Here is a 13,228-nt window from a genome sequence, read left to right as displayed (position 1 = left end):
GCCGCCCGCGCCGGGGCTGTTCGCGTGCGTGGGAGAATGGCGTCATGGCAGAAGACAAGGCCCAGGCCTCGGGCACGCTCGTCATCGGACTGGGTCGTTTCGGGTCCGCCGTGGCAGCGACCCTCGACCGCCTCGGACACGAGATCCTGGGCGTGGAGAAGGATGCGCGTCGCGTCCAGCAGTTCGCCGGGCGCATCCCCCTGGTGGAGGCCGACGCCTCCAACGCCGAGGCGCTGGAGCAGTTGGGGGCCCGCGAGTTCGCCTCCGCCGTGGTCGGCATCGGATCCTCCCTGGAGGCCTCGGTCCTCATCACCGCGAACCTCGTGGACATCGGGATCCCCTCGATCTGGGCCAAGGCGATCTCGCGCGAGCACGGACGCATCCTCAAGCGCATCGGAGCCCACCACGTGGTCTACCCGGAGTTCGACGCCGGCCAGCGCACCGCACACCTGGTGGGCGGGCGGATGCTGGACTACATCGAGATGGACAAGCAGGGCTTCGCCATCATGAAGTTGCGCCCACCCAAGGAGGTCCAGGGTTTCACCGTGGGGGAGCTGGACCTGCGTGCCCGCTACGGTGTGAACCTGCTGGGGATCCTGCGTCCGGGCAAGCCCTTCGAGTACGCGGACTCACACACGCGCATCAACCCCGAGGACATCATCATCGTCTCCGGGGACGCCATGCTCCTGGAGCACTTCGCGAACAGGCCCTGAGCCGCCTGCCCCTGCGGCACGCGCAGCTGCACGTGCCGACGGGTACGGTGTGCGCCATGGCGAAGGACAAGGCGACGTACCGGTGCACGGAGTGCGGGTGGACGTCCCCCAAGTGGGTCGGGCAGTGCCGCGAGTGCCGGGCGTGGGGCACGCTGGAGGAGCTCGGCGCCTCCCCCACCGGCGTACCCGCGGCAACCAGGCCGCGTCGGCCCGCCGTCCCCATCGTGGAGGTGGACTCGCGCACGGCGCACTCCCGACCCACCGGGGTCGGGGAGCTCGACCGGGTCCTGGGAGGTGGGATCGTCCCCGGCGCCGTCGTGCTGCTGGCCGGGGAGCCGGGTGTCGGCAAGTCCACCCTCCTGCTGGACGTCGCCGCCCGCGCAGCACGTTCCGCGCGCGAGTCGCATCGCCCCGGACCCGTCCTCTACGTGACCGGCGAGGAGTCCTCCGCCCAGATCAAGGGACGTGCCGAACGCATCGGAGCCGTCGACGAGTCCCTGCTGCTCGCCGACGACAACGACCTGGGGACCATCCTCGGCCACGTCGAGGAGACCTCACCCTCCCTTTTGGTGGTCGACTCCGTCCAGACGATCCAGTCCTCCCGGGTGGAGGGCGGTGCGGGTGGTGTCGCGCAGGTCCGGGCCGTCGCGGCCGGCCTCATCCGGGTCGCCAAGGAACGGGACCTGCCCGTCCTCCTGGTCGGACACGTCACGAAGGACGGCGGGATCGCGGGTCCACGCGTGCTGGAGCACCTGGTCGACGTCGTGTGCCAGTTCGAGGGCGATCGTCATTCCCGCCTGCGTCTGCTGCGCGCGGTGAAGAACAGGTACGGCCCCACCGACGAGGTCGGGTGCTTCGAACTCACGGACAACGGCATCCGGGGTCTGCCCGATCCCTCGGGACTGTTCCTGTCCCGGACCAGCAGCGACGTGCCCGGCTCCTGCGTCACCGTCTCGCTGGAAGGACGCCGCCCCATGCCCACCGAGGTCCAGGCACTGGTCGCCGCTTCACCGGGTGGCGGCTCACCCCGGCGCACCACGTCCGGTGTGGACCACTCACGCACCGCCATGGTGCTGGCGGTCCTCCAGGCACGCCTGGGACGCGACACCTCGGCCCTGGACGTGTACGTCTCCACGGTGGGCGGGGCGCGTGCCGTGGAGCCCGCCGTCGATCTCGCCAGCGCGATCGCGGTCGTCTCCGCCACCAGCGGGACACCCGCGCGCTCGGGCCTGGTCGCCATCGGCGAGGTGGGACTGACGGGGGAACTGCGGTCCTGCGTGGGTGTGCAGCGTCGCCTCCAGGAGGCTGCGCGCCTCGGGTTCACCGTGGCCCTCGTGCCCGAACAGGGCCTGGAGGACCTCCACAAGATCGAGGGGATGTACGTGCGTCCCGTGTCCGACCTCGCGACGGCCCTGGAGTTCGCCCTGCCGTAGAATCGGGTCGTCAGCACTGGCGGCGTCGGAAGGCGGACGGACACCATGGGTTCAGATGCGGCGACCCTGCGCTCGGCCCTCCAGGCGATCGCGCCCGGGACCGCACTGCGCGAGGGCCTGGAGCGCATCCAGCGCTCCCACACCGGAGCCCTGGTGGTGCTCGGCTACTCCCAGGAGGTCCTCGACATCTGCTCGGGTGGCTTCGAGCTGGACGTGGAGTTCTCCGCCTCCCGCCTGCGTGAACTGTGCAAGATGGACGGCGCGGTGGTCCTGGACACCGACAACTGGCGCATCCGCCGGGCCAATGTCCAGTTGCTGCCGGACCCGACCATCCCCACCGACGAGTCCGGCATGCGCCACCGCACCGCCCAGCGCACCGCGCGCCACACCGGGCTGCCCGTCCTCTCCCTGTCCGCCTCGATGCGCCTGATCTCCATCTACGTCGGCGAGCTCCACCACACGGTCGAGGAGCCGGAGGCGCTGCTCTCGCGCGCGAACCTCGCCGTGGACACCCTGGACCGCTACAGCCAACGCCTCGACGAGGTCCTCCAGACCCTCACCGTCCTCGAGATGCGAGACTCCGCCACCATCAGGGACGTGGCCACCGTCATGCAGCGCATGGAGATGATCCGGCGCATCACCTCCGAGATCAACGGCTACCTGGAGGAGCTCGGCTCCGACGGACGACTGCTGGCCCTGCAGGTGGACGACCTCGTGCGCGGGTCCGCCTCGGAGAGGGCCCTGGTCCTGCGCGACTACATCCGTGACCCCTCCGCGATCGCTGCCGCCGAGTCGCACCTCTCCGACCTGGGCGGGGACAGGCTCGTGGACCTCTCGGCGATCGCCAATGTCCTGGGACTGGGGGTCTTCGACGTCGCCGACCTGGACCGGGTGGTCCAGCCGCGTGGCATCCGCGCGCTGTCCCTGGTCCCCCGCCTGCCGTGGAACGTCATCAAGCTCATCGCCGAGAACTGGACGACGCTCTCCGAACTGCGCGAGGCCAGTGTCGAGGATCTCCAGTCGGTCGAGGGCATCGGACCCTACCGGGCCAAGCTCATCCAGGAGAACCTGGAGCGCCAGCACGCCATGGCGGCCTCGGGCATGGTCGGTTGGTGACTCCGCACCTGCGCTGAGGGGACCCCGGGACCGGGTACTCGTCCGCACCGCGCCCCTCACCTGACCTCGAAGACGACTTCCTTCCCCAGGATCTCACCGTCGAGGAAGGCCTTCACCCGGTACGTCCCGGATCCCGCGACCTGTGCCTCCCCGTCGCCGTCCGTGTCGACGGGGGTGCACCCGTCGTAGGTCCGTCCGTCCCAGGACAGGGTCCCCGACCACTCCTGCCCCGGGGAGAACAGGAGCGGGGACTCCCCCGACTGCCGATCAGCACAGTCGGCCGAGTCGTAGAGGGTCTGGTCACCACTGAGCACACGGATGGTCACACGCCCGAATGAGGTCGAGCACTGCTGGTCGGAGGGACCCTGCAGCGTGATCCCGAACGTGGCCCCGGACCCGACCGTGGGAGACCCCTGGACCTCGACGCCGACCGTCATGTCCTGGGCGGTGCAGGCCTTGATCAGCACGGGTGAGGAGCCGTCGTCATCGGTGAGGTCGGTCGGGTCGGAGGCTCCCCCGCCCGGGTGCGCCGAACCCGACTGTCCGCTCCCCGACTGCGTCCCGCCCGACTGCGCAGCGCCGGTCCGGGACGTCGCGGAGGAGGTCACCGCGCCCACCAGGTGGACCAGACCGACCACCAACAGCCCCAGGACCACGAGGAGCGCCAGTCCCGTGATGATGCGACGCGGCCACAGGTTGACCGGGGGTCGAGCTCCCGTGCGGGAGCCACCACGCCGCCCGGATCCCTTCGGTGTCACAGTTCCGCTCCCCCGTCCCGCTGCCATGACCCCGACGCTAGGTCCTGGCGGGTCACCGGCCCCGGTCCCACGCCGGTCATGCGGGAGAGCCTGCCGTGACGTCCCTCCCGTCCTCGTTGGGTCCATCGGTGTCGATGGTGCACCAGCGCTCGACCACGACTGCTGTCACGGTGAGGACGACGGATGCCAGCGCGGAGATCCCCGCTCCCGTCGCCGAGGAGGACATGGCGGCGGCCTCCAGTCGTGTCGACCCGACAGCCGCGATGCCGCCGAGGACGCCCACTGACAATGCCCCGACCCAGGCGGCTGCCCGCGCAGCCACTGCCGTGCGCAGGGCGAGGATCGGGGTCATCCACGTGCGCTTGTGTTCACGCATGCGCAGCACGGCCCGTCCCGAGGCGAAGAGGAGGAGCGCCAGGACCGCGTAGACGATCGCCAGGTACGGCGTGACGAGGGCGGGGCCGTGACCGAGACCCACGGAGACGAGACTTCCCAGCGCCGCCAAGGCTGCAGACAGCACCGCGGCGACCACGAGGTGGACGACCGACAGGGGTCTCACGCCTGACCGTCCTCGTGACGGGGATGGCGCCGCACGGGGAGTTGTCCGGTGACGGTGGGACGGACCGTGATCCCCCGCAGGATGGAGGTCCGGGTCCGCTCGTCCTCCTCCAGTGGCCCTTCGGGTGTGCCCGGCGGCAAGTCCACCCTGAGGATCGACCGACGGGGGCGGGGGTGCTCCCCGGCCCCGTCCCCACTGCGGGCTGTGGTCTGCTCGTCCGGGTCCCCCGGGGACGCGGCAGCGGAGGACCGCCCGTCGCCCCCGGTGGGGGGCACGGTCGGCGCGGTACCGGACTCCTCCGGGTCCTCGTGTGGGCTGTCCTGACCCGCGTCCTCGTCGCCCCCGCCGGGGTGGGGATCGGCTGGACGCAGGTCGGCGGCGTCGTCGACGATCCGCACACTCTCACCGGTGATGAAGTCCCAGTCGGGCAGCGCCGGAGTCCTCCGGGCGGGTGCCGGGTGACCGGAGCCCGCAGCGGACCCCCGCCCCGCAGCGGCAGCGGCGGGATCTGCGGAGCCGCCTGTCCGGGAGTGGTCGGTGTTCCCCCGCAGGGGTACCCACATCCCCGCCCGGCGTCGGGTCGGCTGTGTGGACGAGGAAGGCACCCGGGGGCTCCCCGCACTGCTCCCTGCGTCCCTGGTGTCTCCGGAATCCGCGCCACCAGCGGCATCCGCCGGGGCCGACGTGGTCCCGTCAGCAGTCCGGTGAGCCGGCTCAGGGTCTGTCGACCGGCGAGTCCCCGGTGCGGGCGCCGCCGGCGCAGCCGTGTCGCGCACATCCCCTGACGGGAACGTGTCGCCCGGGCGTTCACCCGCAGCCGGGTCGACGCCGGGAGCGCCGTGTGTCCGTGCCGGTCCCGCCTGCGGGACGGCGGCATCCGGTGTCCGCCCCCCGGGCCGGGTGTCCGTGGAGGGCGCAGCGGGCGCCGACTGCCCACGCCCCCCCGCCAGCGCCTCCGGCGACGTCCGGTCGCCGGATGCCTGCTCGGGGTGGGGCTGGGTGGCACCCTCCCACTGCTCCCACAGGCGGTGCCACAGGTAGTCCTCACCGGTCTCCGAGGGTCGCAGCCCCGCCCGTGAGGCCTCGGGCACCAGGTCCAGGCGACTGGGACCGGCCTGTGGACGGGACTCCGTCGCCACGACCACCGACCCGCCCGCAGGGGTCTGGATGACGGACGCGGAGTCACGCTGGGCCAGCACCTCGTCGGACTCCGCGGTCACCGAACCGGGCTCCTCCAACCAGTCCGAGACGGCATCGAGGACACCACTGCGGTCGTGTGCCCCCCGTGCCAGGTCCGCCACGGACCCGACACCCTCCAGGACTGCGCCGGGGTCCACCAGTTCCCACGGGACCAGGACGAAGGCACGCTCCCACGCCCGGGGATGGGGGAGGGTCAGTCGGGGATCCTCCGAGGTGACGCCCGCGTACTGGACGATGTCGATGTCGAGGGTACGGGCACCCCAGTGCTCGTGGCGGACCCGGCCCAGACTGGTCTCGATGGCGGTGGTCGCCGCGAGCAGCTCCTCCGGCCCCAGGCCGGTGCGTGCGAGGACGACGGCGTTCCAGTAGTCGGGTTGGGGGTCCTGGTCGGGTGCCAGGACCGCACGTGTGCGCACCAGGGGGGACACGTCCAGCACCTGCACGACGTCCAGGTCCACGAGTTCCGCCACGGCGTGGGCCAGCGTCGTGGGGACGTCCCCGAGGTTGCCACCCAGGGCCAGGACGACGTCGCGCCACGACGAACGGTCGACCCCACCGGACCCGGCGACCTCCCGGACGCGTCGCGGCGGGAGCGGAGCGGGTCCACCGGGAACGGCATCACCGGCATCCTCCGTGCCCGCGGTCGCCTCCCCGGACGTGGGTCCCGCTGCCCCCGCGCGAGCGGGTGTGGCGTCACCGCTCCCGGGCACACCGGCGCCGGTACCGCCCTCGTCGCCGTCGCGCACCACGGGGAGGTCCCCGGTGACGTCCGGACCGCTCACACCCGCCGCTGCACCGCGCCGGATCGTCACCGAGACGTCGGAGAACTGCTGGCGCAGGGGCGCCATGGGTTTGTGGACCGTCACCTCCACGCCCTCGACCCGGGGGTGGGCCAGGGCGACGTCCGCGACGCGGGAGGCCAGGGTCTCCAGGAGGTACACGGAGGGGCCGGTGAGCACCGCCACGGCCTCCTCGGCGATGTCGGCGTAGGACACGGTGAGGTCGATGTCGTCGGCGGCGGCCGCGGGACGGGTGTCCACCCACAGGGCGACGTCCACGCTGAAGGGTTGGGTGCCCTCGCGCTCGAAGGGGAAGACGCCGTGCTGGCCGCGTGCGGTCAGGCCCCTCAGGGTGATGATGTCGAACTCGCTGCTCACGCCTGCTCCTTCCCCGTCGCTGCCTCGCGCACGGCCCGTGCGCTCCCCGCCACGTCGTGGACCCTCACGGCCCAGACCCCGGCGCGTGCGGCACGGCGGGGGATCTCCGCCGTCGCGCGGTCCCGGTCCCATCCCGGGTCGTCGCCCCCACGGAGGGCGAGGAAACGTTTGCGGGAGGCCCCGACCACCACAGGGTACCCGAGGCCCACGAGGGACTCCACGGAGTCGACGAGCGCCCAGGACTGGTCATGGAGCAGGGAGAAGCCGAGCCCCGGGTCCACGGCGATGCGTGCGGGATCCACCCCTGCGGCGACCACGGTGTCGACCTGGGCCAGGACCTCTGCGCACACGTCGGCCACCACGTCGGCGTAGGTGAAGTCCTCCTGGGGGGATCCCGGGAAGCCCCTCCAGTGCTGGATGATGCAGGCGCACCCCGAGGCTGCCATCGCCGCGGGCATCCCCGGATCCGCGCGGCCCCCGGAGACGTCATTGACGAGGGCGGCGCCGACCTCCGCCGCCCGACGCGCGGTCCCCGCATGCACGGTGTCGACGGAGACGAGGACACCCTCCTCCGCGAGCGCCCCCACGACCTCGCCGATGCGGGACCACTCCTCCTCCGCGGTGATGCGGGCGGAGCCGGGCCGGGTCGACTCCCCACCGACGTCCACGAGGTCCGCACCGTCGGCGACCATGGACCTGGCGTGGTCCAGGGCACGCGCCGGATCTCTCCACAGACCCCCGTCGGAGAACGAGTCCGGGGTGACGTTGAGGATGCCCATGACCAGCGTCCGCCCTGCCGCCGGCTCCGGCCCGTGGGGCAGGAGCGGTCCGCGGGGCGCGGAGGCATCGGTCACCGGCGACCGCCCAGGATCAGGGACATCATCTCCGCGCGCGTGGCGGGGTGCTCCATGATGCCGCGCAGGGCGGAGGTGACGGTGGAGGAGCCGGGTTTGTGCACGCCCCGCATGGTCATGCACATGTGCTCGGCCTCGAGCACCACGATGACCCCCTGGGGGTGGAGGACCTCCCACACCGCGTCCGCGATCTGGGCGGTGAGTCGCTCCTGGACCTGGGGGCGGCGGGCGTAGCCCTCGACCACGCGCGCCAGCTTCGACAGACCCGTGACCTTCCCCCCTGCCGGGATGTAGCCGACGTGGGCACGCCCGTGAAAGGGCAGCAGGTGGTGCTCGCACACGGAGTGGAATTCGATGTCGCGGACCAGGACCAGCTCGTTGGTGCCGGTGTCGAACACCTTGTGCAGGTGGACGCGGGGGTCCTCGTCGAGGCCGGAGAGGATCTCCCGCCAGGAGCGGGCCATCCGGTCGGGCGTCTCGCGCAGGCCCTCCCGGTCGGGGTCCTCACCGACGGCGACGAGCAGCTCGCGCATGGCGCGGCGCACGCCCTCCTCGTCGTACATCAGGAGGCCTCCCCGGAGGGGGTGGGGTCGGCGGGCGGGGCGTGGGGGTCGTCGGGGGGCGCCGTCGGGGTCTGCTCGGAGCCGATGACGGGACTGCCCAGGACGGCCCCCTCCACCGCGGCCTCCGAGCCGTAGTTCCACACGGGCCGTTCCGGCTGCTTGAGGATGCCCCGGAAGACCACCGAGAGCTGCTTCTCGTCGAGGGTCTCGGCCTCGAGGAGACGCGCGGCGAGGTCGTCGAGGACGTGACGGTTGCGGGTGAGGATCTGCCAGGCCTCGCGCGTGGCGGCGTCCAGGAGGGAGCGCACCTCGTCGTCGATCGCGGCTGCGACCTCGTCGGAGTAGCCGCGTGTGCCCCCGCGCCCCATGTCACGCCCGACGAAGGGGTCCGTGTCGGACTCGCCGAGCTTGACGTTGCCGATGCGGGTGGACATGCCGTAGTCGGTGACCATGGCACGCGCGTTCTGTGTCGCCTTCTCGATGTCGTTGGCGGCACCGGTGGAGGGGTCGCGGAAGACGATCTCCTCCGCCACGCGCCCGCCCATGGCGTAGACGAGGTCGTCGAGGATCTGGTTGCGGGTCTTGGAGTAACGGTCCTCCGCGGGCATGACCATCGTGTAGCCCAGAGCCCGGCCACGCGGGAGGATCGTCACCTTGGTGACCGGGTCCGTGTAGCGCAGGGCTGCGGCACACACGGCGTGGCCGCCCTCGTGGTAGGCGGTGACGGCCTTGTCGTGGTCGTTCATCACGCGTGTGCGCTTCTGGGGACCGGCGATCACGCGGTCGATGGCCTCGTCGATGGCACGGGTGTCGATGAGGTCCGCATTGGAGCGCGCGGTGAGCAGGGCGGCCTCGTTGAGGACATTGGCCAGGTCGGCCCCGGTGAAGCCCGGCGTGCGCTTGGCCACCTGGTGCAGGTCGACGTCGGGGGTGAGCGGTTTGCCCGTCGCGTGGACGCGCAGGATGGCCTCGCGGCCCTTCAGGTCGGGGGCCTCCACCGAGATCTGGCGGTCGAAGCGCCCCGGTCGCAGCAGTGCCGGGTCGAGGATGTCGGGACGGTTGGTGGCGGCGATGAGGATGACGTTGGCGCGGTCGTCGAAACCGTCCATCTCGACGAGGAGCTGGTTGAGTGTCTGCTCGCGCTCGTCGTTGCCACCGCCGATGCCGGAACCGCGGTGGCGGCCCACGGCATCGATCTCGTCGATGAAGATGATGGCGGGGGCGGCCTTCTTGGCACGGTCGAAGAGGTCGCGCACGCGTGAGGCACCGACGCCGACGTAGAGCTCCATGAACTCCGAACCGGAGATGGAGAAGAACGGCACGCGCGCCTCACCGGCGACGGCCTTGGCGAGCAGGGTCTTGCCGGTCCCGGGCGGGCCGTAGAGCAGGACGCCGCGCGGGATGCGCGCACCCACCGCATGGAATTTCTCCGGCTTGGACAGGAACTCGCGGATCTCCTCGAGCTCCTCGACGGCCTCGTCCTCGCCCGCGACATCGGCGAAGGTGACCTCGGGACGCTCCTGGGTGATCTCCTTGGCCTTGGACTGGCCGAAGCCTCCCATCATGCGCGACCCGCTCATGCGCGACATCAGCCACCAGAAGGCACCGACGAGGATGACCAGGGGCAGCATCAGCTGCAGCATCGAGCTGAGGAAGGAGGGCTGGGGGTAGACGGCGTTCCAGCCCTTGGCGGGGTCGACCTTCTCCACGGCGGCGATGACGTCGGCCGACTGCGACTGGGCGTAGGTGAAGGAGACCGAGGTGCCGAGGTTGCGGGTGCTGTCCCCCAGTCCCGTGGACTCGTGGGTGTAGTCCTTCGACAGCGTCAGGTTGACCTGCTGGGTGCCGTCATTGACGACGACGCGTTCCACGGTCGTGCCCTTGAGGATCTCCAGTCCCTCGGAGGTGTCGACGGGCTGGGGCTGGAACATGCGCCAGGCGAACCACCCCGCCGCCAGCAGGACCAGCAACGGGACCAGGATGTAGGTCCAGTTGATCCGCTTCTTCTTCTCGTTCTCGGCCACGTGCGTCCTTCGGTCACTCGGTGCTGGTGTGCAAGGTGGTCTCAGCCACCGTAGACATGTGGTGCCAACGTCCCCACGAAGGGGAGGTGGCGGTACTTCTCGTCGTAGTCCAGCCCGTAGCCGACGACGAACTCCGTGGGGATGTCGAACCCGACGTAGGAGACGTCCACGTCGACCTTCGCGGCCCCCGGCTTGCGCAGGAGGGTCGCGATGCGCACCGAGGAGGCGCCGCGGGTCTCCAGGTTGTCCTTCAGCCAGGACAGCGTGAGACCGGAGTCGATGATGTCCTCGACGATGACCACGTCACGGTCGTGCACGTCGGTGTCGAGGTCCTTGAGGATGCGCACCACTCCGGAGGACTTCGTGCCCGACCCGTAGGAGGACACCGCCATCCAGTCCATCTGGAGGGGGGTGTGGATCTTGCGGGAGAGGTCCGCCATCACCATGATCGCACCCCGCAGCACGCCCACCAGCAGGATGTCCCTGCCCGCGTAGTCACGGTCGATCTCCGCCGCCAGCTCACCGAGGCGGGCGTCGATCTGCTCCTCGTCGATCAGGACATTCGCCAGGTCAGATCCCATGTCCGCCGCGTCCACGCCGTTCCCTTCCTCTGGGTGGGTCCCGGGGCACGCAGCCCGAGGGGACAGAACGTCTCAAGCGTGCCACAGTTCCCGTGGGCGTGGCGACGCAGGTCCGCGATCTCGCTGACGGCGGACATGGTGTGACCAGCGGCGCTTCACGCGCGCATCGGTGCGCTGAGTTCCAGCACCGCACGGACGCCCCGCGTCCTCCTCCCGACGAGCAGGCCGGGCAGGTCCAGGGGACCCTGACCGTGCCAGTGGGTGACGAGGGCGGACACCGCCCCCACGTGGGTGGCGGAGAGGTCCCCCGGGCGTGCCCCTGCCCGGACGAGGGCGGTGTGGAGCGCCCGGTCGAGCACGGCGGGCTCGGCCCCGGCCAGGACCTCCACGTCGAGGAGCAGGGGCGCAGGACACTCCGGTCCGGGGGGTGGGCCGGAGGCCGGGGACGCACCGGGCTCCCGGTGTCCGCACCCACCACGTCGTCGCGGGTCCCCTTCCCCGGGGACCACTGGGCCGACCGGGCCGTCCGGGACCGATGCGCACCGGAGCAGTCGGTCGGCGGCGGCACCCAGGGCGTCGTCGTCGCGGGCGAGCAGGCGCGCACTGCGTGCCAGGGCCGGGACGGGGTCCTCCCCGAGCGCCCGGGCCAGGGCCGGCAGGGCGTCGGCGCGCACGGCCGAACGGCGCAGCGCCGTCCCGTCCGCCGCGCGCCAGGGCCCGTCGGGGGCGTTGCCCGGGTCCTCCACCCATTCGAGCCCGAGCTCCCGGCAGGCCTCACGGGTGTCGCGACGCCTCACCCCCAGCAGGGGACGGCACCAGGTGAGTCCCCCCTCCTCCGGGACCTCGGGGGACATGGCCCTCAGCGATCCCGCCCCCGAGCCCCGGGCCAGGCGCAGGAGGACGGTCTCCGCCTGGTCGTCCATGGTGTGCCCGAGCAGCACGAGCACGCGACGCACCCGGTCGCGGGAGAGCAGGGAGCGTGCCTGTTCCCGCAGCGCGGCCCTGCGGGCGTCGCGCGCCGAGGACTCCGGGCCACCGGGACCCCGGACGTCGACCGTCCTCCACCCGGCCAGGGCCCCCAGGTCCGCCAGGCGGGCGGCGACCCGCGCGGCCTCCTGGGCGGAACCCTCACGCAGTGAGTGGTCCACGGTTAGTGTGTGGACCGGGAGACCCAGGCGGACGCACTGGTCGATGGCGGTCACCGCGAGCGCGAGGGAGTCCGCCCCACCCGAGACCCCGACCAGCACGGCGGCACCGCCCTCGTCCGCGCGGGGGAGGAGGAAGGAGCGCACGGCCAGGGAGACGCGCCGGAGGGCACCGCTGGGATTCGCACCGACCAGGGAGCTGGCGGCGGTCCCGGGTCCCTCAGAGCCCGACACGACGCGCCCAGACCTCCGGGTGCTCGAACTCCTCGCGCGTGGGCAGGTAGTCGGGCGAGCGCAGCAGGGTCTGCAGCCCCTGCCGGGAACGGACCTCCCGGGCGAAGGCCTCGGCGCGTGCACGGTCCGGATCGAGTTCGGGGACGGGGATCCCCAGCCAGGCCAGCAGCCGCAGGCCCACCACACCGGCGGGCTCGGGGGCGTTGTGGCGGATCCAACCGATGGAGGGGATGTCCTGGGGACCGAGGTCCTCCAGCAGCGTGGACACGACGGCGTCGAGCACCAGCACCAGGCGCGCGAAGTCGCCGGAGGACTGGGGCAGGTGGCGGGTCGTGCGCGACATGAAGGCCACCAGCCACGGGGCCTCCTCGAAGAACGTGCCCCACAGGCCTGAGCGCAGGGCCACCCAACGGCTGTAGTCGGTCTGGTCCAGTGCCCCCCTCTCGGCGGTGGCGAGCACATTGGGTGCCACCAGCACGCGGCGGTGGGCGAAGGGATCCCACATGCCCTTGACGTGGGGGGCCAGTGCGCGCAGCCCTGCTGCGGCCCCCGCGAGGTGGAGCATGCCGGGGCGCACGCGCGTGGGAGACACCCATTCCCCGGGGCCACCACGGGAGTCCTGGAGTTCCACGAACCCGGCTGCGAGCCCGGCGCACACCTCGACCGCGCCACGACGGTCCACGACGAGCACCGGCGCCTCCAGGACACGACCCGTCGCACCGGGCAGCCCGGTCAGCTCAGGGAGCAGCGGCGCGGACCAGCGCACCGCACGCCGCAGGCGGGCGGCAGAGGCCGCAGCGGCGGAGGGGGAGACAGCGGGACCGGCCGGCGTCACTCGACTGACCGTGCGGCCGAGGTCACGCCATCCGGGGGTGTGGATCATGCACCGAT

12 protein-coding genes are annotated in these 13,228 nt (G+C 71.9%); 3 read left to right on the top strand and 9 right to left on the bottom strand.

Features of this window, described 5'->3' with window-relative positions:
• The first annotated feature begins 44 nt into the window (after positions 1-44).
• From BQ9890_RS14005 to disA, 3 genes are read left to right on the top strand one after another with little or no spacing between them, the layout of a single operon-like run.
• Positions 45-713, top strand: a complete 669-nt coding sequence (locus BQ9890_RS14005; protein WP_075892361.1) for a potassium channel family protein — start codon at positions 45-47, stop codon at positions 711-713.
• 56 nt (positions 714-769) lie between these two features.
• Positions 770-2,146 carry a DNA repair protein RadA gene (gene radA / locus BQ9890_RS14000; protein WP_075892359.1) on the top strand — a complete coding sequence of 459 codons (1,377 nt, stop codon included), beginning with the start codon at positions 770-772 and terminating at the stop codon, positions 2,144-2,146.
• Between the two features lie 45 nt (positions 2,147-2,191).
• Positions 2,192-3,262, top strand: a complete 1,071-nt coding sequence (disA, locus tag BQ9890_RS13995; protein WP_075892357.1) for a DNA integrity scanning diadenylate cyclase DisA — start codon at positions 2,192-2,194, stop codon at positions 3,260-3,262.
• 56 nt (positions 3,263-3,318) lie between these two features.
• Here the strand turns inward: disA and BQ9890_RS13990 are convergent, their stop codons facing one another.
• From BQ9890_RS13990 to BQ9890_RS13950, 9 genes are all read right to left on the bottom strand, one after another.
• Complete coding sequence (locus tag BQ9890_RS13990) at positions 3,319-4,020, bottom strand: hypothetical protein (protein WP_075892355.1); 702 nt, start codon at positions 4,018-4,020, stop codon at positions 3,319-3,321.
• A 76-nt stretch (positions 4,021-4,096) separates the two neighbouring features.
• Entirely contained in the window at positions 4,097-4,579 is a 483-nt protein-coding gene (locus BQ9890_RS13985; RefSeq protein WP_075892353.1) for a DUF3180 family protein, read from the bottom strand.
• Positions 4,576-6,936 carry a 2-amino-4-hydroxy-6-hydroxymethyldihydropteridine diphosphokinase gene (gene folK, locus BQ9890_RS13980; protein WP_075892351.1) on the bottom strand — a complete coding sequence of 787 codons (2,361 nt, stop codon included), beginning with the start codon at positions 6,934-6,936 and terminating at the stop codon, positions 4,576-4,578. Before folK ends, BQ9890_RS13985 begins: the two co-directional genes overlap by 4 nt.
• Positions 6,933-7,790: a dihydropteroate synthase gene (folP, locus tag BQ9890_RS13975; protein WP_326844919.1), complete on the bottom strand. Its 858-nt coding sequence runs from the start codon at positions 7,788-7,790 to the stop codon at positions 6,933-6,935. Before folP ends, folK begins: the two co-directional genes overlap by 4 nt.
• Positions 7,787-8,356 (bottom strand): GTP cyclohydrolase I FolE, encoded by a 570-nt coding sequence (gene folE / locus BQ9890_RS13970; protein WP_075893291.1) that lies wholly within the window; start codon positions 8,354-8,356, stop codon positions 7,787-7,789. The genes folP and folE overlap by 4 nt, the downstream gene beginning before the upstream one ends.
• Positions 8,353-10,377 carry an ATP-dependent zinc metalloprotease FtsH gene (gene ftsH / locus BQ9890_RS13965; RefSeq protein WP_075892349.1) on the bottom strand — a complete coding sequence of 675 codons (2,025 nt, stop codon included), beginning with the start codon at positions 10,375-10,377 and terminating at the stop codon, positions 8,353-8,355. Before ftsH ends, folE begins: the two co-directional genes overlap by 4 nt.
• 41 nt (positions 10,378-10,418) lie before the next feature.
• Positions 10,419-10,973: a hypoxanthine phosphoribosyltransferase gene (gene hpt, locus BQ9890_RS13960; RefSeq protein ID WP_075892347.1), complete on the bottom strand. Its 555-nt coding sequence runs from the start codon at positions 10,971-10,973 to the stop codon at positions 10,419-10,421.
• Between the two features lie 140 nt (positions 10,974-11,113).
• On the bottom strand, positions 11,114-12,337 hold the full coding sequence (gene tilS / locus BQ9890_RS13955; RefSeq protein WP_078062492.1) for a tRNA lysidine(34) synthetase TilS: 1,224 nt from the start codon (positions 12,335-12,337) through the stop codon (positions 11,114-11,116).
• Entirely contained in the window at positions 12,324-13,220 is an 897-nt protein-coding gene (locus tag BQ9890_RS13950; protein WP_075892345.1) for a zinc-dependent metalloprotease, read from the bottom strand. Before BQ9890_RS13950 ends, tilS begins: the two co-directional genes overlap by 14 nt.
• Between the last annotated feature and the right edge of the window lie 8 nt (positions 13,221-13,228).

It is taken from the genome of Actinomyces provencensis (assembly GCF_900155435.1).
GTDB classification, from domain to species: Bacteria; Actinomycetota; Actinomycetes; order Actinomycetales; family Actinomycetaceae; genus Pauljensenia; species Pauljensenia provencensis.
Note: the sequence above shows the minus strand (reverse complement) of the source record. Positions and strands in the feature narration are given on the sequence as shown.